General features: G+C 37.1%; 16 protein-coding genes and 1 riboswitch. Of the genes, 8 read left to right on the forward strand and 8 right to left on the reverse strand.

What is annotated here, in order from left to right; translation table 11 throughout:
* Positions 1-2 precede the first annotated feature (2 nt).
* The 6 genes from RCG20_RS08110 to RCG20_RS08135 all read right to left on the reverse strand — a co-directional run bounded on the left by RCG20_RS08110 (position 3) and on the right by RCG20_RS08135 (position 5,095).
* On the reverse strand, positions 3-1,199 hold the full coding sequence (locus RCG20_RS08110) for a nucleotidyltransferase domain-containing protein (protein WP_308183706.1): 1,197 nt from the start codon (positions 1,197-1,199) through the stop codon (positions 3-5).
* Positions 1,196-1,672, reverse strand: a complete 477-nt coding sequence (locus tag RCG20_RS08115; RefSeq protein ID WP_308183707.1) for a lasso peptide biosynthesis B2 protein — start codon at positions 1,670-1,672, stop codon at positions 1,196-1,198. The genes RCG20_RS08110 and RCG20_RS08115 overlap by 4 nt, the downstream gene beginning before the upstream one ends.
* A gap of 17 nt (positions 1,673-1,689) precedes the next feature.
* Positions 1,690-1,986, reverse strand: coding sequence for a lasso peptide biosynthesis PqqD family chaperone (locus RCG20_RS08120; RefSeq protein WP_308183709.1), 297 nt, complete (start codon positions 1,984-1,986; stop codon positions 1,690-1,692).
* Complete coding sequence (locus RCG20_RS08125) at positions 1,983-2,891, reverse strand: phosphoenolpyruvate carboxykinase (ATP) (RefSeq protein ID WP_308184308.1); 909 nt, start codon at positions 2,889-2,891, stop codon at positions 1,983-1,985. The genes RCG20_RS08120 and RCG20_RS08125 overlap by 4 nt, the downstream gene beginning before the upstream one ends.
* Positions 2,892-3,017: 126 nt before the next feature.
* The gene (locus RCG20_RS08130) at positions 3,018-3,143 is read right to left on the reverse strand and encodes a paeninodin family lasso peptide (RefSeq protein WP_308183710.1); all 126 of its coding nucleotides are present in this window, start codon (positions 3,141-3,143) and stop codon (positions 3,018-3,020) included.
* Between the two features lie 14 nt (positions 3,144-3,157).
* A complete protein-coding gene (locus RCG20_RS08135) occupies positions 3,158-5,095 on the reverse strand; it encodes an asparagine synthase-related protein (protein WP_308183711.1) in 1,938 nt (645 codons plus the stop codon).
* A 342-nt stretch (positions 5,096-5,437) separates the two neighbouring features.
* Positions 5,438-5,553, forward strand: a riboswitch (SAM riboswitch).
* Between the two features lie 167 nt (positions 5,554-5,720).
* Between RCG20_RS08135 and RCG20_RS08140 the strand changes: the two genes are divergently transcribed.
* The 7 genes from RCG20_RS08140 to RCG20_RS08170 all read left to right on the forward strand — a co-directional run bounded on the left by RCG20_RS08140 (position 5,721) and on the right by RCG20_RS08170 (position 16,117).
* Positions 5,721-6,833, forward strand: coding sequence for a methionine biosynthesis PLP-dependent protein (locus tag RCG20_RS08140; RefSeq protein WP_308183712.1), 1,113 nt, complete (start codon positions 5,721-5,723; stop codon positions 6,831-6,833).
* Positions 6,830-8,020, forward strand: a complete 1,191-nt coding sequence (metC, locus tag RCG20_RS08145) for a cystathionine beta-lyase (protein ID WP_308183713.1) — start codon at positions 6,830-6,832, stop codon at positions 8,018-8,020. Before RCG20_RS08140 ends, metC begins: the two co-directional genes overlap by 4 nt.
* Before the next feature lie 2 nt (positions 8,021-8,022).
* Positions 8,023-9,888 carry a bifunctional homocysteine S-methyltransferase/methylenetetrahydrofolate reductase gene (locus RCG20_RS08150; RefSeq protein ID WP_308183714.1) on the forward strand — a complete coding sequence of 622 codons (1,866 nt, stop codon included), beginning with the start codon at positions 8,023-8,025 and terminating at the stop codon, positions 9,886-9,888.
* The gene (gene metH, locus RCG20_RS08155; protein WP_308183715.1) at positions 9,866-13,315 is read left to right on the forward strand and encodes a methionine synthase; all 3,450 of its coding nucleotides are present in this window, start codon (positions 9,866-9,868) and stop codon (positions 13,313-13,315) included. The genes RCG20_RS08150 and metH overlap by 23 nt, the downstream gene beginning before the upstream one ends.
* Positions 13,316-13,681: 366 nt before the next feature.
* Positions 13,682-14,107, forward strand: coding sequence for a MarR family winged helix-turn-helix transcriptional regulator (locus RCG20_RS08160; RefSeq protein ID WP_308183716.1), 426 nt, complete (start codon positions 13,682-13,684; stop codon positions 14,105-14,107).
* A 16-nt stretch (positions 14,108-14,123) separates the two neighbouring features.
* Positions 14,124-15,326, forward strand: coding sequence for an MFS transporter (locus RCG20_RS08165; RefSeq protein WP_308183718.1), 1,203 nt, complete (start codon positions 14,124-14,126; stop codon positions 15,324-15,326).
* 227 nt (positions 15,327-15,553) lie between these two features.
* On the forward strand, positions 15,554-16,117 hold the full coding sequence (locus tag RCG20_RS08170; RefSeq protein ID WP_308183719.1) for an FAD-dependent oxidoreductase: 564 nt from the start codon (positions 15,554-15,556) through the stop codon (positions 16,115-16,117).
* A gap of 134 nt (positions 16,118-16,251) precedes the next feature.
* On the opposite strand, the gene RCG20_RS08175 is transcribed toward RCG20_RS08170, so the two are convergent.
* A complete protein-coding gene (locus tag RCG20_RS08175) occupies positions 16,252-16,725 on the reverse strand; it encodes a MarR family transcriptional regulator (protein WP_308183720.1) in 474 nt (157 codons plus the stop codon).
* A gap of 149 nt (positions 16,726-16,874) precedes the next feature.
* On the opposite strand from RCG20_RS08175, the gene RCG20_RS08180 reads away from it, so the two are divergent.
* Positions 16,875-18,401: an MDR family MFS transporter gene (locus tag RCG20_RS08180; protein WP_308183723.1), complete on the forward strand. Its 1,527-nt coding sequence runs from the start codon at positions 16,875-16,877 to the stop codon at positions 18,399-18,401.
* Between the two features lie 298 nt (positions 18,402-18,699).
* Here the strand turns inward: RCG20_RS08180 and RCG20_RS08185 are convergent, their stop codons facing one another.
* Positions 18,700-19,422 carry a VC0807 family protein gene (locus RCG20_RS08185; RefSeq protein WP_308183724.1) on the reverse strand — a complete coding sequence of 241 codons (723 nt, stop codon included), beginning with the start codon at positions 19,420-19,422 and terminating at the stop codon, positions 18,700-18,702.
* Positions 19,423-19,467: the final 45 nt, after the last annotated feature.

The following is a 19,467-nucleotide window of genomic DNA, read 5'->3' on the forward strand; positions in this document are numbered from 1 at the left end:
TTTTATGCCCTCCTAGTTATGGCGCGTCTCCTTATTTTCCTCCCAATCACTAAAAGAGGGCGTAAAGGAAAATATAAAAAATGAAGGATTTTAGGTAAAGGAAAAAATTCAGTATCTTTCGGGTAAGGGAAAAGATAGCTTAGAACAAAAATAGTTTTTTGCTGATTAGACATTAGCGAAATTAAATGTCGTTTGTGATATATGGATACTTCATCAGGGATTGGATAAGAATGAAGATTAACCATTTGCTTTATATAAAACAAAGCATCAATTGCTAATCGCTTTGTCCGATTTCCATGTGATATTTTAGTCATTTCCATTGGCATTTTAGTATTTAGTAAATTAGAGGCTAAGAAAAGGGATTGACCGCCTAAATGAAGATAATGATTTTTCCTTAGTAATCTAATTATTTTTTCCCAATCAATTTTTTTTTTGACCATTTGATCAATATCAACTAACCAACGAAGACGAGACCACCCATGCCGTGCCCCGTGGGTAATAAGAAATAAAAATAAATCTTCTAATCCTAAAATATAAACAGGATAACTCGTTAATGAACTTACTCTCTTCCGATCCCACAATTCACTAAATCGGGGTTCCCTAGCCGGCCCTGGATTAAGCCTCCAATGTATTTCCACCTTTATCTTCCTCAATGGATGATAAAAAGTAATATGATGGTGTCTCCATTTCCAATCATTTAATACTGTTAAAATATAATCATCTTTTATGTATCCGTCATTTAGTAGAATTTCTTCCGCTTGATTCAAATTTTTGATTGGGATTAAAATATCCAAGTCTGCAGATGTCCTTAACGATAGATCACCGTAAAGATCAGTTGCAAGTACTGGACCTTTTAAAAAGAGAGTGTGAATCTTTTTGTCTGCAAATATTTTTGATATAGTTTCCATTTCTCCACTTAATGAAAGCATTCTAAAAATATTTTTTTGGTATTCCTGATGTAATGATTGCAGTACAAATGGAGGAATAGAGGGTTCATTAATCTTTTTTACTTTTTTATAAATAATAGGATATACTCGATGATGCTTAGCTAATTCAAGAAATATCCCCCAATTAATACTCTTAAATAATCCTTTATTTATAGAAATTGTATCATCGTCAATTTCAGTTTTCAGAAAAAAAAGTAGTAGACGTAATTCATGAGGTAATTGCTCTAGTTCACTTTTAAAATGGTTATTCATGATATTCTCCTCTTATCACTAAACACAAATTTTCGGGCAAATTTTCCTACAACTGTAAACCCCTGCATTCCTTCTCTCCCTGTAACATAATAGGAACCACTGCGTAACCATGCATGTGCAATTAACTTTCCTGACTTATCCTTGGCAATACCCAAATATAAAGTACTTTCAATTTTCCGTCTTTGAAGCATCTTCATTCCAGCTATAGCTTTAACAAGACATTTACTTTCCCAAAAAGTATAATTACTCATAATATTAATGGAATTCGACACGTTTCTTAACGTTTTTTGCTCAGATATATTTAGGTCAAATGTTGTTTCCTCCTTATGAGTACCTAAAAAAGGGGAAACTTTTGAAAATGGCATTAATTTGAGGATGCGAGCGAATGCTAAAAAAATAAAAGCCTCTAGTAACAACATCTTTTTCCTTGAATCCAATAAACTAAATGTCTTAACTTTTTGACCAAGTATCATTTTCCCTTCTCCTCGAATTATTCTTGGTTAACAATTTGTATTAATCCTTCACTATATAGTTGTTCAATAAAGGTAAGTACTTGCTGTTCACATTCACTTTTTTCAATTTGATATTCAGATATTAGGATTGTAATCAACTGATTTATTTTTATTGGAGCTTTTATTAAATCCCATATTTCCCCACCCAAACTACCTAAATTGTAATACTTTCCATTTTTGATACTTAGCATTACTTTATCTCCATCCATATCACTCACTATGTTTCCCTCACATTGCTTAATTGGTGATTTGATTGAAATTTTAGTATCGATCATATTATTTCCCTCTCTTTAATAAAACTTAAAATCATGGATACTAGGTTCTGTGCAGTGAATTCAGATGTAGGTCTTTTTAATTGATACATCTGTACTTTGTTGATAATTTTTGAAGAATCGGTGAAATGCCATTCTGTCAATCCCATTTTATTGACTAGAGAATGACGATATGTTTGATATAACAGGGTTCGAAACCTTTCCAACTTTTCAATTTTACAAATTTGAATATGTTCATTTTCGGTTTTAACCAACTCAAAGACACCTGCAAGAGGGGAGGGTTCATGAGAAAAATTAGAATTTACGGGTATCGAATATTTAGTTTCTCTTTCGAATAATGGTCGGTAATCGCTCGTCTGCATACCGAATTTTTCCAAACTATCCTTCCACAACTTTTGCTGTGGATAAGATGGCATAATAAAAGGACCATCTTCGTTTAAAAATTTAACTGCAACCACATCATCACTAAGAAGTTGAAATCCTTTATTTATAAATGCTGAAGCAAGAGTTGATTTACCTGCACCTGAGTTTCCTATGAATGCATACGCTTTCCCATTTATAGCTATAGCACTTCCATGCAGTGGGAATATTTTTCTCTGCATTAACAGTACTCCCATACAAGTTCCTAAGATATAAAGGCGAATTTTATCATAATCAGATCCATCCATTGGGGATACAATTATGTTTTTCCCGTCTTTTATACAAAATGTCGCAGTATTAGGGATTTGAAATATTACCAGACTTTCTTTAACGATAAAATTCCTTTGATGGATTTTGAATTCATCCCAGAAACAAGATAAGTATCCTATATCAATAAAAATGTCTGCTACTTCTTCATCTTTATGTAGCTGTGTTAATTCAGGCAGAGATATTTCACTACAAATTGTTAACCCAAATGCTTTATACATACCTTTTTTAAGAATTCCTATTGACACCTTCCTCACTCCATCAATTTCTATTTAATATTAAAAAACCCTCATACTATTTTTACATTGTATAAGGGCATATTTTTCAACAAAGCTCATTCTTCTTTATTAACTGTAATTTACCATTTCATCACAATCCGGCTGTACGGCATCAGGTGTTTTAATACCTGGTCCAGCCATTGTCATATTAATATTAAGTACTTCAAGTTCTAGCTTTTTCCATTCCTTTTTCAAATTTTCACCCCCTTTCAAGTAAAGTTTTTTATAAATCGAGAAACAATAATAGATCGCATTAAGATTCGAAAATCAAAGTCAAAAGCATATTCAGGTCGTGGCTTTTCTTTAATCCTAAACATTGATTCTTTGATCACTTGCAAATTTATAAATTCACCAACAACAGGGTCAAGACTAATTTGTCGAATTTCGTCTATAAAGGTATCCCAATATGAGGCCATACGATGAACACCGTCGGCACCTTGAACACCTCTAGTTCTGAGGTTCAACCTTACTTTATCTGGTAAATACCCCTTTGTAGATCTTCTTATGAGCGATCTATCAAGTCCATTTCGAACATATTGTTCTTCGGGAACCGATAAACAAAACTTGATAACTCGTAAATCATTTGTGGGATCTCTGTCCCAAAGCGAGTAACGTAAGGATAACTTAGAACCGTATGTTCCAGTTGTATTCCAGTAATATAACTGTTCAAACTGCCGATTTCTTACCTCATACGCACTTGGTAAATTAGAGGCGGTTATATCAATCCCGTGTTCATTTAGTTTTTCAAACACTGATGTTCTTTCAGCGAAATGTGGATTGATTATCATAGGAAAGTGAAATTGCTCTTTTGATTGAATTAAACGATAAAGGGATGGAAATGCCTTTTTACGAACTTCAGACATAATTCTGGATTTTTTCACCGCAATATTTTTGCTATATTGGTTTAATTCCTGGTAAAGCCGAATCCAATTCATCCTTTTAAATAGAACTGCATAATAGTCTAGAACTGGTCCCCAGGATATAGTCCAATTACCCCTTTGTCCATTAAGTAATACCCCTATACTTTGCTGTTGGGCTTGTTCATAAATCCCTTTTAACCAAAAGGTATTTTCGAAAAACTTATAGGGCATTTCGAGTGTATCTAGCCAATCATTAATTTCAGTGTAAGGACTTCTTTCATCAAAACTCAAATAATTATCATTAATATTTCCGACAAATTTCACAGTCGATTCAATAAAAGGTTTTTCATTAGCAATTCTACTTTTATGTGTCCAATCAACAAAATCATGAACTGGTACATAACTATATGTATGCAATTTTTTATTTTGTTTTCGTAAGGCCTTTGCAGCAAAGCTAACAACTGAACCTGAGTCAAGTCCCCCACTTAAATGGGCTCCCACTTCATGGTGAGTTCTTAATCGTGCTGTTACAGCCTCCTGAAAAACCTCACGAAAGGCTTCCTCATATTCGTTGTTTGAATTAAGATGTATTTTTTCTCTCTGTGATAATGTGCTATATCTTTTGAGTGATAATTTTCCATTTACCAATGAAATAAAGTGGGAAGGAGGTATCTGTTGGATATTCTTATAGACTGTTGACGTGGGATCAACTGATTCAAAATTCACGGGTATTGCCAAAAATTCTGCTAGCCATTGCTCATTAAGAACTTTTTGAATCTCTTGTAAAGCGAAAAGTGGTTTTATAGCCGTACAGGCTACAAATTTTTGACTGTTGAAGTAGAAATACAAAGTCCTACTCCCCGAAAAATCCCTCGCCCCAAACAGCTTCTGTCTTTTCCCATCCCAAATCATATAAGCAAAATCTCCAACCAAAAACTTGGGAGATTCCTCGCCCCATTTCTCATAAGCTAACAAAATTAATTCACTATCGGTTATCTCTTTTCTTAGGCTTCGATCCACTTGTAACTTTTCAAACAAATCTTCTCTATTATCTATAATCGCATCAGCCGTTATGGCTAGCTGCCTTTCATAGTCGTAGTATGGGAGCTGTTCACCAATAGATTCAGGTGTGATCCACTGAGCATGGCACCCAAGAAAGACTTTTTCGTTATGCCATATTTGAATGTCATTAGCAGGATATTTCTCTAATGCTTTCATTATGCTTCTACCATGTTCGAGATTGATCGGTTCTTCATTTAAGTGAAAGATTCCGGCTATTGCACTCATTTTTTCCTCCCACTTTTTCAAAAAAACTTATTGAATCTATTAGTTCTTTAAAAAGAACACAAAAGGCATAGTAATCCCTATAAATATTTATAATTACAATTTTGTAAATGTTTAGCCGATTTTTGATCTCAAATTCACCATTTTCAACCAACGAACAAAATAAAGTTCTTTATAAAGAACAAGTTTGTAAGATTAAAATATCATCTCTCCTATACCTATGTCAATAACTTTTCTTTTTAAAAAGCACAATTGATTTTTACATAAAACGTCATTTTTAAAAAAAACAATTGACATAAAGCATAAACCTACTGTAAATTTTAAAGAAAAGTCTAAATATTTGTATTCTTATCAAGAGAGGTTGAGGGAATGGCCCGAAGACGCCTCAGCAACCATCAATGGTTTTTCCATTGAAAAGGTGCTAAGTCCAGCAAGTTATTTAATAACTTGGGAGATAAGAAGAATGGCTCTGTTTGCGTTATGACAAAAGTCTTCTTCTTATAGAAGGCTTTTTTTGTTTTTTTACAAGGAATTTTAGACCTTGTTTAGTCATTTTACACAATAAGTTAATAATTGTTTTTTTAACAAAATAATTATTTAAAGTCTTTCAAAGACAAGGAGTGGTTTGATGTATAAGATCGAGACAAAGCTAGCGCAAATTGGTAATCGCAGTGAATCAGCAACTGGGACTGTAAATCCACCTATTTATCTTTCTACTGCTTTCCGGCACGAAGGAATCGGCCAGTCAACTGGATTTGATTATAGCCGGACAGGAAACCCCACTCGCCAGATCCTTGAAGAAACGATTGCCAATCTTGAATGTGGGGATCAAGGGTTTGCTTGCAGCTCTGGTATGGCGGCTATTTTTACTGTCCTATCCTTATTCCAATCAGGAGATGAATGGTTAGTTAGCGAAGACTTATATGGTGGGACATACCGTTTATTAGAACAAGGCTATAAAAAATGGGGATTAAAGTGCCAGTATGTAAATACGTGTTGTCCTGAAGAGTTGGAAAAAAAAATAACATCTCAAACAAAGGCCATCTTTCTCGAGACTCCAACAAACCCTCTTATGCAACAAACTGATATCTCGGCTGTAGCTGAAATAACCAAGAGGCATGGGATATTGCTGATTGTTGACAACACTTTCTATACCCCACTTCTTCAGCAACCCCTCAATCAAGGTGCTGATATCGTAATTCATAGCGCCACCAAGTATCTTGGCGGACATAATGATGTGCTTGCAGGTCTGATTGCGGCAAAAGGAAAAAAATTATGTGAAAGCCTCGCACTCTATCACAATGGTGCTGGTGCTGTTCTTAGTCCATTTGATTCCTGGCTATTGATGCGTGGGATGAAAACATTGTCTTTAAGAATGGAGAAGCATGAGAAAAATGCCAGTAAGATTGTTGATTACCTTTTAAAGCATGATGCCGTAACAGAGGTTCTTTATCCGGGAAGAGGCGGGATGCTTTCCTTCCGCCTAAAAGAAGAAACATGGATTAACCCATTTTTGCAGGGGTTGTCACTAGTTACTTTTGCAGAAAGCCTTGGAGGAGTTGAAAGTTTGATTACCTACCCTGCAACGCAAACACACGCAGATATTCCGGAGGAAATTAGAATTCAAGCAGGTGTGTGTAATCGTTTATTGCGCTTTTCCGTTGGAATTGAAGATGCACAAGATTTAATTACCGACCTTGAGCAAGCCTTTACCCATATCAAAAAGGAAGTGACGGTATGACGGAATGTGATGAATTTTCGTTTGAAACAAGGCTCCTCCATAATCAGCACAAAATCGACCCAACTACTGGAGCTGTAAGTGTACCTATTCAACATGCATCTACATATCATCAATTTTCTATTGACCAGTTTGGGAAATACGATTATAGCCGTAGTTTAAATCCGACAAGGGAAGCACTTGAAGATGTGATTGCCGAATTAGAGGGTGGAATAAAAGGGTTTGCCTTTTCATCGGGAATGGCCGCCATTTCAACAGCATTTCTACTTCTTTCCTCAGGAGACCATGTTGTTATCACAGAGGATGTGTACGGAGGAACATATCGAATGGTTACTGAAGTTCTGTCTCGTTTTGGAATTGAACATACCTTTGTTGATATGACAAACATTGATCAGGTTAAAAAAGCGATCAAACAAAATACAAAAGCATTTTATATTGAAACACCTTCCAACCCATTATTAAAAGTGACCGACATCAAGGAAATTTGTAATTTAGCAAAGAAAGTGAAGGCACTAACCTTTGTCGACAACACGTTTCTTACCCCAGCATTACAAAGGCCGTTAGAGCTTGGTGCAGATGTTGTCCTGCATAGTGCAACCAAATTTTTATCAGGGCATAGTGATGTGATCGCTGGACTTGCGGTTGTTAAGGATGAAAAGTTGGCAAAAAAACTTGGTTTTTTACAGAATTCATTTGGTGCCATTCTTGGTGTTCAAGATGCGTGGCTTGTTCTAAGAGGGATCAAAACCTTACATGTTCGCCTTGAACAATCACAAAATTCAGCTATAAAACTTGCGGCATTTTTACAGACCCATCCGCTTGTAAAAAGAGTTTATTACCCTGCCCTTGTGAATCACCCCCAAAACTACTTGCAAAAAGCACAAGCAGAGGGTCCGGGGGCTGTACTTTCCTTTGAACTTGAAAGTGAAGAGGCAGTACGTTTATTTGTAAAGAATGTGAAATTACCTGTTTTTGCAGTAAGCCTTGGTGCAGTCGAATCCATTTTATCCTATCCAGCCAAAATGTCTCATGCGGCAATGCCACAAGCAGAAAGGGAAAAGCGAGGGATTACGAATACCCTTTTGCGCCTATCAGTTGGTCTTGAGAGTCCGGATGATCTTATAAAGGACTTTTCAACTGCATTAACTCATATACTTACCAACCAATTAGTCTTTCAGCAAGGAGAGTGACTATGAATTTCTTAAAAAAATTAGAGAATCAAATAGTAATAGCCGATGGGGCGATGGGAACTCTTCTCTATTCATATGGAACAGATTGCTGTTTTGAAGAATTGAACCTTTCACACCCTGAACAAATTGAGAATGTCCATAAAGCCTATATTGATGCTGGTGCAGATGTCATCCAAACAAATACGTATGCAGCTAACTATTTAAAGCTTCAACGGTATGGTCTTGAAGACTCAGTAAAGGAAATCAACAGTGCAGCTGTTAAAAATGCTAAACGGGCAGCACAAAACCATTCTTATATACTTGGTACCCTTGGAGGGAATCGCGGAATCAAGCAAAATACCATTACTATTGAAGAAATCAAACGAAGCTTCCGCGAACAATTATATTGTTTGCTGCTTGAAGGTGTAGACGGTATTCTTCTCGAAACCTTTTACGATCTTAAAGAACTCGAAGCAGTCCTTACTATAGCACGAAAAGAAACAGACTTGCCGATTATTGCGCAAGTATCCTTACAAGAGCCGGGAATTTTGCAGAATCAAACTCTCGTAAATGACGCCCTGAAACAGTTGGAGAGCCTTGGTGCAGATGTCATCGGTCTAAATTGCCGACTTGGACCACATCATATGTTGTTAACCCTGGAGCAGATAGAGATTCCCACACATGCTTATTTATCTGCCTATCCAAACGCGAGCCTTCCAGCTTATACAGATGGAAAGTTCCATTATGAAGGGGATGCAGATTATTTTCGAAGATCGGCACATTCATTTCGTAATCAGGGGGTTAGATTACTTGGCGGCTGTTGCGGGACTACACCAGAACATATCCGTGCCTTCGCTTCTGAACTCAAAAATGTTGTTCCAATTACCGAAAAAGTCGTAAAATTTAAACAAACAAAAATAATCGTCGAATCTCCTCTTGCAAAAAGGGAATATCCTCCACTACAGGAGATTGTAAAAGAAAAACCATCGGTGATTGTCGAATTAGATCCACCTAGGAAATTAAATACCACAAAATTTTTCGAGGGAGCAAAAGCTCTTAAGGAAGCTGGAATCGACGCTATTACACTAGCAGATAACTCCCTTGCTTCCGTAAGGATCTCAAACGAGGCATTAGGATATCTTGCAAAAAAACAATTAGGAGTAAGGCCACTCATCCATATTTCCTGCAGGGACCGTAATATCCTTGGCTTACAATCTCATTTAATGGGTCTTCATATATTAGGATTACATGATGTTTTGGCAATAACAGGCGATCCTGCTCGGGTTGGAGACTTCCCTGGTGCGTCTTCCGTTTACGATGTTTCTTCGTTTGAGCTTATTCAAACGATCAAGCAAATGAATGAAGGTTTATCCATTTCAGGCAAGGATCTTGGGCAAAAAGCGACATTTAGTATTGCCGCTGCTTTTAATCCAAATGTTCGCTCACTTGAGAATGCCGTTAAGCGGATGGAGAAAAAAGTGTTTCTTGGGGCTGATTATTTTATTTCACAGCCCGTATTCTCAGAAGAAAGATTAATTGAAATCTATGAAAATACGAAGCATCTTGATGCTCCTATTTATATTGGCTTAATGCCTTTATTAAGTAGTAAGAATGCCGAATTTCTCCATAACGAGGTACCAGGGATTAAAATATCAGAAACAATTCGCAATCGAATGACGAAATTCAATGATCTTCCTTTGCTTGCAATTCGCGAAGGAATCGATATCACAAAGTCATTAATTGATGCCGCACTGGAGCTATTTAATGGAGTTTATTTAATTACTCCCTTTTTACGGTATGAATTAACCGTAGAGTTAGCCCATTATGCGCGCCAACGTGCCTTTGAATTGAGGAGGTTTAACAACTATGTCGAAAACACCATTAACTGAACAACTTAAAAAACGCATTCTTGTCATGGATGGTGCGATGGGGACAATGCTTCAAAATGCCAACCTTACAGCTAGCGATTTTGGTGGCGAAGAGTATGAAGGCTGCAATGAGAATCTAAATTTCACGGCCCCTTCTGTCATCGAAAGGATTCATCATGAATATTTAATGGCTGGTGCTGATATTATTGAAACCAATACATTCGGGGCAACAAGTATTGTCCTCGAGGAATATGGTCTAGGCTACAAAGCCTATGAGATGAATAAAATTGCTGCATTCATCGCTAATAAAGCGGTGCAACAGGTATCGACTGATGAATGGCCACGTTATGTAGCAGGTTCAATGGGCCCAACAACCAAAACATTAAGTGTTACTGGTGGAGCTACATTTGATGCTCTTGCCGCAGCATACGAAGAACAAGCAATTGGCTTAATCGACGGGGCAGTCGATCTTCTTTTACTCGAAACAAGTCAAGATATGTTAAACGTGAAAGCTGGATACATCGGCATTCAACGTGCCTTTGAAAAGACGGGTATAACCCTTCCACTAATTATCTCAGGAACAATTGAACCAATGGGAACAACTCTTGCCGGGCAATCTATCGAATCGTTTTATATTTCAGTAGAACATATGAATCCAATAGCGGTCGGCCTAAACTGTGCGACAGGACCTGAATTTATGCAGGATCATGTTCGTTCTCTTTCGGAGCTAGCGTCAACAGCAGTCATTTGTTATCCAAATGCCGGGTTACCAGATGAAGAAGGCCATTATCACGAAACACCTGAAACTCTCGCCAAAAAATTAGCGGATTTTGCGGATCACGGCTGGCTTAATATTGTTGGTGGCTGCTGTGGTACAACTCCAGAGCATATTCGAGCAATTGCAGAGTCGGTGAACCAGATGCAGCCAAGGGAAATCACTCCATCATCTATCCATATGGTTTCAGGAATTGAGCCATTTATTTACGATGATCCAACCCTAAGACCAATTATGGTCGGGGAACGGACGAATGTAATTGGATCCCGCAAATTTAAACGATTGATTACAGAAGGAAAATTTGAGGAAGCAGCTGAAATTGCTAGAGCACAGGTCAAGGGTGGTGCACATGTGATTGATATATGCCTCGCCGATCCTGATCGTGAAGAATTAATTGATATGGAAAACTTCATTAAAGAGGTCGTAAAGAAAATTAAGGTTCCTCTTGTAATTGATTCGACAGATGAAAAAGTCATCGAAATAGCACTCAAATTTTCACAAGGAAAAGCGATTATTAATTCGATTAACCTTGAAGATGGCGAAGAACGATTTGCTGCGATTGTTCCGTTAATTCACCGTTATGGTGCTGCTGTAGTGGTTGGAACAATCGATGAAGAAGGGATGGGAGTGAGCGCAGAGCGAAAACTTGCGATTGCCAAACGCTCCTATGAATTGTTGGTTCATAAGTATGGCTTAAAACCACAGGATTTGATTTTTGACCCATTGGTTTTCCCAGTCGGTACGGGTGACCAACAATATATTGGATCCGCAAAGGCAACTGTTGAAGGGATAAAACTAATTAAAGAGCAGTTGCCAGAAACGCAAACAATCCTTGGTATTAGTAATGTATCTTTTGGCCTTCCACCTGTTGGTAGAGAAATCTTAAATTCTGTCTTTCTCTATCATTGCACACATGCTGGGCTTGATTATGCAATTGTAAATACTGAGAAGATTGAAAGGTTTGCTTCCATTTCAAAAGAAGAAGTTAAATTAGCGGAAGAACTTTTATTTACTACAACCGATGTGACATTAGCTACTTTTACTGAACTTTATCGGGGAAAAAAGAAAGAAGCAAAGAGTACTATTCCTAACATGAGTTTGGAGGAGCGCCTAGGCTATTATGTAGTCGAAGGAACAAAAGAAGGATTGCTACCAGATTTAGAAAAAGCACTCGAAACATATCCGGCTCCACTCGAAATCATTAATGGTCCCCTCATGGATGGGATGAAGGAAGTTGGCCGCCTTTTTAACGATAATCAATTGATTGTTGCTGAAGTGCTACAAAGTGCTGAAGTAATGAAAGCGGCTGTAGCTTATTTGGAACCATTTATGGAAAAGGGCGATGTTTCTGCTACGAAAGGAAAAATTATTTTAGCAACCGTAAAAGGTGATGTTCATGATATCGGTAAAAACTTAGTGGACATCATTCTTAGCAATAATGGCTACCAAGTGGTTGATCTCGGGATTAAGGTTTCCCCTACCGATTTAGTTCAAGCAATTCGTGCCGAAAAACCGGATATGGTTGGACTATCAGGCTTACTCGTGAAATCTGCACAGCAAATGGTGTTAACTGCACAAGATATGAAGGAAGCAGGCATTTCACTCCCGATATTAGTCGGTGGCGCTGCCCTTTCTCGTAAATTCACTGATACAAAGATTGCTAATAGCTACGACGGACTTGTCCTTTATGCGAAGGATGCGATGACGGGTTTATCCTTAGCTAATCAAGTCCAATCTCCTTTGGAATTGGAAGAACTTTTACAGAAAAAAAGTGAAAAAGTGGCCGCTATCAATGTTTCTGGAGTATTCCAAGCTTCTTCTGCTGTCACAACGGCAATCAGGCCGAAATCCACCGTTTCAACAGAAGTACCGGTATTTATTCCGAAGGATACAAAGAAACATATTTTAAAATCCTATTCACTCGCACATATTGAACCTTACATCAATATGCAGATGCTGTTAGGACATCATCTAGGAGTGAAAGGAAAAATATCTAAACTGATTGCCGAAAAAAATGAAAAAGCATTAATGGTAAAAGAGATTGTTGACACTCTGGTTAAGGAGGCAAATCAGGATAACTGGATCTCCCCTGCCGCAGTCTATCAATTTTTTCCTGCGCAGTCAGAGGAAAATAAGATTTACATCTTTGATCCGGAACAACCAACCAATATAATAGAAGTTTTTGAGTTTCCAAGGCAGGAATCAGCACCATATTTGTGTTTAGCTGATTTTGTCAAGTCGGTTGATAGCGGAATCAAAGACTATGTAGGATTCTTTTCAGTTACTACAGGGAAAGGGATCCGCCAAAAAGCGGAACAATTTAAGCAGGATGGCCGCTTCCTTGAGTGCCATGCATTACAGGCATTAGCCTTAGAAACTGCGGAAGGATTTGCTGAATTAATTCACCGCCAAATGCGTGATCGCTGGGGATTTCCTGATCCACTACAGTTTACCATGCAGGATCGTTTCTCCGCGCACTATCAAGGGCAGCGATATTCATTTGGCTATCCGGCATGTCCAGAAATTGAGGACCAAAAGAAACTTTTCCAATTGATTCGTCCAGAAGAAATTGGGGTAGAATTAACCGATGGATTTATGATGGAACCAGAGGCTTCAGTAACAGCAATGGTTTTCGCACATCCGGAGGCAAGGTATTTTAATGTCTTGAAATAAATATGTAGAGTGGGATCAACGTTTGAGTCCGTAGAATATCAAATTATTCTACGGTTTTTTTATTTGCTTTTCGTTTATTAAATCTTGCCTCGTTACCCGCGTACTTTTACTGTTTACCCGCAGGAATAGAGTGGTTACCCGCGAGTTTTTTCATTTTACCCGTAGAAAATCGTGATTTACCCGCCAATTTCATTGAATCCGTGAATTTATTTCAGCAAAGTTATTTGAACGAGCATTAAATTAAAAAAGGTCTAAATTTTACTCTTAATGGGCAATAAGAAAGTTCTTATCAATCGAACATTGACCATTTGCTAAATTTTCTATATAGTTACCTAGGTAATTATATTAGCACTTATTCACTAGGGAGTGATTCCTATATCAACCAGTCACGCATTGATTCACACTCTTCATCAGCTTTCACGCAACTTAACGAATCGGGTAAATGAAGTTTTAAAACCTTTCGGACTATATAGTGCTCAATGGGCCGTTATCTTTGTTTTAAAAACAAGGGAAACATTGACGCAAAAGGAGCTTTGCGAATATTTGTCAGTTGAGGCGCCCCCATTGACACGTACAATCCAGAGGCTTGTGAAACAAGGATATGTAAAACAAGTCCAAGGGTATGATAAACGGGAGAAGCATATCCAATTAACAGAAGAAGCATTAAGGCGATATCCCGAGTGGGAAAAGTCTGTTAATGATCTCAATCACTCACTATTGAAGGATCTTCCTTCGACTTCACAAGATAATCTTTCCGAATTACTAAAAATATGGTTGCTACAAATTTCATAGATTGGAGTTACACTAAATGAATAAATCACCATTATGGACAAAAGATTTCATTGGCATTTCTCTTAGTAATTTTTTTCTTTTTATGACATTTTACTTTTTACTTGTCACCCTTCCTAGTTATGCTCTAGAAGACCTTCACAGTAATGAATCAGGAGCAGGATTAATGACAACGGTATTTTTACTTTCTGCTATCATTACTCGACCGATTGCAGGTAAGTGGATTGAAAGATCAGGACCGCGCAATGTGCTATTAACAGCCCTAATTGTCTTCCTCGGTGCATCTTTTCTTTACTTTTTTCCAAATTCAATGTCAGGTTTTCTATTCATTCGCTTTTTACACGGGATTGGTTTTGGTATGGCGACAACAGTTACTGGAGCAATTGTTGCCAACATCATTCCTATCTCACGGAGAGGCGAAGGAATGGGATACTTTATTATGTCGACTAACTTGGCCATGGTGCTCGGGCCCTTCATAGGTTTAACTACTATTCAACACTTTGGACCAAATGTCCTGTTCATCCTTAGTATCATTGGGGCATTTGCTGCATTACTTGCCGGTATCAGTGTGAAGCTGTCGAAAAGAAAACCAATTCTTTCGCCTCAGCAGGGGAAGGTGCCCTTTTCATTTAAAAACTTTTTTGAAGCTTCCGCCGTGCCGATCTCACTTGTTGGCGCATTCTTTGCACTTGTCTATTCATCAATTTTGTCTTTTGTATCTGTGTATGCTAATTCAATTCATCTAGGAGATGTTTCCAGCCTTTTCTTTGTTGTTTATGCGATTGTATTATTATTATCAAGGCCATTTACTGGAAGATGGTTTGACCTTCATGGACCGAACGTAATCGTTTTTCCTTCTATTATTCTATTTGCAATTGGAATGTTTATTTTAAGTAAAAGTGGAACCAGTTCTGTTTTTCTCTTATCCGCAGGAATAATAGGGTTAGGATGGGGAACACTTTTTCCAACCTTTCAAACGATTGCAATTCAGGATTCTGAGCCGAAGAAGAAAGGGCTGGCAACAGCAACCTTCCTATCAATCTTTGATACTGGGATCGGGCTGGGCTCTTTTTTGGTTGGGATTTTTGTTACAAAAATAGGATTTAGCTCATTCTATTTATTGAGTTCTATTTATATCCTAGTGGGAGTTATTCTCTATTACTTCCTTCATACACGCAAGCAAAAAGCCATTAAAGGAAAATTAGAGAGGGACCTAGTTTAAGAGTTTGCTAAATAAAAAGACAAAATAATAATCTGAGTCAGTCCGCGAACTGGCTTTTTAAGTTGGTTTAATATCAAGCGGGATCTGTTTGTTGGACATATGATTTTTCTTAGTAAATATTTATTAATTTGGATATATTACTCAAATGAGGACCAATTCTTTTACAAAATCATTTATTTCATCTATAGTATTTTTATAATAATTATTATCTACATGGAGGTATGGAAATGTTTGATGTTGTTGTTATTGGGGCTGGACCAGCAGGTGGAAGTGCTGCATTATTTACTGCAAAAGCTGGCAAAAAAACAGTAGTGATTGAGAATGATAAAAGTATAACGAAAAAGGCATGGATGGAAAACCATTATGGTGTAGAAGAAATTTCTGGTCCTGACATGGTTGAAATTGGAAAGAAGCAAGCAAGTAAATTTGGTGCTGAAATTGTTCAAGCAACTGTTACCAATATCGTTAAAACCGAAAATGGTTTCAATGTAGAAACAGATCAGGAAAACTATGAAGCTAAGCATGTGATTATTGCAACTGGATTTTCTGTAGATCTTGCTGAAAAGGTTGGATTAAAGACAAAAGCAGGGACAGAGCCTAGAGTAAAGACTGTTTTCGAAGTAGATGCTGATGGAAGAACAAATATTGAAGGAATATGGGCTGCTGGAACAGTAGCTGGCGTAAGCGTTCATACTATTATTACTGCTGGTGATGGTGCAAAAGTAGCTATCAATGTGATTAGTGAAATGAATGGCGAACGTTATGTAGACCATGATATTCTAAAATCTTAAATGGTAAAGGTTCCCCTTGTCAAATTGCAAGGGGAATTATTTTTTTAACAACAGAATTTGGATTACTGTTTTAGGACAAGTTGCCAAGCTACTACGGCATTTGTGCTTTTTTAATAACAGTAATTTTGTGGAAATCATTCTGGTTCAACACTATTAGACCGTTTTATTTCCGTTTCATGAATTTCGATCGTTCTTTCGATAAAATCTATTATGAGAGACATTTCATCTTCATTATAACGGGAACAAAGCTGTGTCATTGCGTGAGAAAGCGGTAAATAATATTCTTTAATACCACTCTGCTTCTCTTTAACTGGAATAATAATAACCCTACGGCGATCATTTGGATCTTTCTCTCTTCTTACATATCCAGCATGTTCAAGTCGGTCGATTAATGCAGTTACAGAGCCCGTACTAAGTCCTGTTACTTTTGCCAATTCCCCTGCAGTAAGAGGACCATTTTCATTCAGAATATCGGCCGTTTTAAAATCAGTATGAATAACACCTAAACTATGTGCTGCATTTTGTTGAAAGAGAACCATTCTGGTACTTAATTTTCGTAAATTTTTAATTAAGGTTTTAACAAGGTCAGGATATTTGGGTAAATCCATTGACAACACTCACCCATTCTTTTAAAATTATTTTATCTTGATCATCAAGATAATTCCGAAACGAATTATTATTATCTTACCAAACATTCGAAATTTAAGTAAAGGAGCAATTCTACGATTGAACAAAATAAATTGTAAGGGGACTTTTTATGATAAAAAAAGATAAAAATCTTAAGTTCGTTGTTGCAGGCTTACTTTTAGGAATTTTAATGTCTGCCATGGATAATACAATTGTTGCCACTGCAATGGGTACGATCGTATCAGACCTTGGGGGCTACGATAAATTTATTTGGGTTACCTCTGCCTACATGGTAGCTGTTATGGCTGGAATGCCGATTTTCGGAAAACTTTCAGATATGTATGGGCGTAAACGCTTTTTTATTTTTGGATTAACTGTGTTCTTAATTGGATCATCCTTATGCGGAATTGCTCAAAGTATCATTCAGCTTAGTGTTTTTCGTGCCATTCAAGGAATTGGCGGGGGTGCATTAATGCCGATCGCGTTTACGATCGTTTTTGATATTTTCCCTCCTGAAAATCGTGGAAAAATGACTGGTTTGCTTGGTGCCGTTTTTGGTGCAGCAAGTGTGCTTGGTCCCTTACTTGGCGCTTATATTACCGATTATATTAGCTGGCATTGGGTCTTTTATGTGAATGTTCCAATCGGAATTCTTGCACTATTTTTCATTATTCGCTATTACAAGGAATCCCTTCAGCATTCTAAGCAAAGGGTTGACTGGATTGGAGCAATTACCCTTGTTATTTCCGTTGTCTGCCTTATGTTTGCACTTGAATTTGGCGGAAAGGAATACGATTGGAATTCCCCTCAGATATTAGGATTATTTGGGAGTGCCTTCATTTTCCTTGTAGCCTTTTTCATTGCCGAAGTAAAAGCGAAAGAGCCCATTCTTCCATTATGGCTTTTTAAACAACGCTTATTTGCAACATCACAAATTCTTGCCTTCTTATATGGGGGAACATTTATTATTTTAACCGTTTTTATTCCGATCTTCGTTCAAGCAGTATATGGCGGTACAGCCAAGAACGCCGGATTAATTTTGACACCAATGATGTTAGGATCTGTAGCAGGAAGCTCTGTCGGTGGTATTTTCCTTACGAAAACTTCTTATCGAAACCTGATGTTAATTTCAATTCTTTCCTATACAATTGGGATGTATTCACTAGGAACGTTGACACCGGATACAGCTCGCTTTCTATTAACGATCTATATGATTCTAGTTGGATTTGGAGTTGGTTTTTCGTTTTCATTACTCCCAACGGCTTCTCTACACAATTTGGAGCCACGCTACCGTGGATCGGCCAACTCAACAAACTCTTTTCTACGTTCATTTGGAATGACACTTGGCATTACCATCTTCGGTACCATTCAAAACAATTTGCTTACAGATAAACTGAAAGAGGCTTTTAAAGGTATGCAAGGTGCTGGCGGAAAGGGCGGTGCTCCAATGATAAAATTGGATCCCCGTCAAATTTTTGAATCAAGTGAACGCTCACAAATTCCTGGTTTTGTCTTAAATAAAATGGTTCATGCAATGTCTGATTCAATTACTCATACATTTTTGCTGACATTAATTCCAATTGTTCTTGCTGTAATTACGATCTTCTTCATGGGCAAAGCAAGGGTTGAAATAATGAAAAAACCAGCTAAAGGCTAGGAAAGATAGTGCTTTGCATAGCAACGACAAGTAGAAAATGAGTCCGGAAGTTACTACTTTACTATTTACTAAAAGAAAATGAACTAGATCTTAAAGAGTTCCTTTTTCTAGCGCAAACATAAACAAGACCAGCAAATTAATCGTTTAATTTGCTGGTCATTTTTTCGCAAAAGAGAGGTATATTTTCGCAAATAAACCATGGTTTTTCGCAAATGAAATGGGCCTTTTTACAAATAAACCCCACTTTTTCGCAAATAAACCATCTCGATCCATAAAAAAAATCATTCTTCACATAAATTTAGAAATGATGGTTGGAAATAAAAAAATAACATCTTTCTAAATGGAAATACAACCATTGAATAGATAAACGAACGACTTTTTTCCTTAATGGACCACCTAGTTTCTTTACTGAAACTATTTCATTAAGAAGCTTATATAAATAGATAAATGCGATAATACAAATCCCCGACATAAGGAAATTAAGGAGCTGTTCAGTCAAAATACTCACGGTATAAATTTCAACCCCATATTTTGTTAGTAGATTTATTAATAGGAGGGCATAAACAAATTCACGAATACCATTAAAGAAGGTTAACATTTTCAGGATACGTAGGCCCCTTTTTTCAACTAGTAACTCTTTTGTCAAACTCCTGTCATACCCTTGCTGTTCTAAAATGTCTAATGAAAAATACAAAAATAGTGGTTTATTAAAGACACAGCTACTCGCATAAAGCAGGCAAAGGAATAGCGAGTAGAATGCATTATTCCAAAGCAACTGCAATGCAGAACCTGATAATAAATCAACAAACAATCCCGAAATAATATTGATCAATAGGAACGTTCGCGTAAAATTCAGTATTCCTGTTTTTATCAAGCGTAAAAAACTATAAATTATCCCAGGAAGCGAGGAAAAGATCATCGCAATATAATCGGGTAAATACTCACGACCGATTTCCCAACAGAATATTGGAAGTGCAAAATAAAAAAGTATGTCCAATAACAAGTGAAGGTCCTTTCTCATATGACGGCTCCTATCTTTTCTTACTTGTACAACTTATTGATTGAT

The sequence above is a fragment of the Neobacillus sp. PS3-40 genome (assembly GCF_030915485.1).
GTDB lineage: Bacteria > Bacillota > Bacilli > Bacillales > Cytobacillaceae > JAUZPL01.